This is a genomic window from Adlercreutzia caecimuris B7 (genome assembly GCF_000403355.2).
Classification (GTDB): domain Bacteria; phylum Actinomycetota; class Coriobacteriia; order Coriobacteriales; family Eggerthellaceae; genus Adlercreutzia; species Adlercreutzia caecimuris.
Genome location: NZ_KE159650.1, coordinates 1 through 1,147, shown reverse-complemented (window position 1 = coordinate 1,147; position 1,147 = coordinate 1). Strand labels below are relative to the sequence as shown.

General features: G+C 67.0%; 1 protein-coding gene. It reads left to right on the top strand.

Annotation, left to right across the window (positions count from 1 at the left end):
* Nucleotides 1-1,146, top strand: a 1,146-nt coding sequence (locus C811_RS15555; RefSeq protein ID WP_016310681.1) for a glycine amidinotransferase, incomplete at its 5' end; no start/stop codon positions are given.
* Nucleotide 1,147 lies beyond the last annotated feature (1 nt).

The window sequence follows — 1,147 nt, the reverse complement described above, 5'->3', positions numbered from 1 at the left end:
ATGGCAAAGATCGTCAGCTCTTGGAACGACTGGGATCCGCTGAAGCGCGTCATCGTCGGCCGCTGCGACAACTCCGTCATCCCGCCGGAGGAGCCCGCCACCTCCGAGAAGGTGCCCGTTGACTCCGAGATGCGCGGCATGTGGGGCCTGCGCCCTCCCGATACCGTCGCCCGCGGCAACGAGTGCCTCGAGAACCTCGTGAAGATCCTCGAGGACCGCGGCGTCGTCGTCGACCGCCCGACCCCGCTGCAGTGGAACCAGGCCATCGGCACGCCGGACTTCCGCAACGACTCCATGATGACCTGCATGCCCCCGCGCGACATCCTGCTGACCATCGGCAACGAGATCATGGCCGCCGCCAACTCCTTCCGCTGCCGCTACTACGAGTACCTGGCCTACTGGCCCCTCATGGAGATGTACTTCGAGCAGGACCCCGACTTCAAGTGGACCCAGGCCCCCCGCCCGCGCCTGACCGACCGCTCCTACAAGCACAACTACTACGACGAGAAGATCTCGCTGGAGGAGCGCCTCGAGCGCACCGCCGCCAAGGACTTCGTGACCACCGAGGTGGAGCCCATGTGGGACGCCGCCGACGTGATGCGCATGGGCAAGGACCTGTTCATCCAGCACGGCCTGACCACCAACCGCGCCGCCATGGACTGGTTCCAGCGCTACTACCCCGAGTTCCGCGTGCACGCCGTGAACTTCCCGGGCGACCCCTACCCGATCCACATCGACGCGACCTTCGTGCCGCTGCGCCCGGGCCTGATCATCAACAACCCGCACCGCCCGCTGCCCGAGCCGCAGCGCGCCATCTTCGAGGCCAACGACTGGCAGATCGTCGAGGCCGCCGACCCGGCCCACACCGAGCCGCCGGCGCTGTGCTACTCCTCCGTGTGGCTGTCCATGAACTGCCTGGTCCTCGACCCGAAGACCGTCATCGTGGAGGCCTCCGAGGTGCACCAGCAGGAGCAGATGGACAAGCTGGGCATGAACGTCATCCCCTGCGACCTGCGCGACGCCTACCCGTTCGGCGGCGGCCTGCACTGCTCCACCGCCGACGTCTACCGCGAGGGCGAGTGCCTCGACTACTTCCCGAACCGCGTCGAGGATCCCACCCTCGTGCGCCCCGAGATGTGGAAGTAAG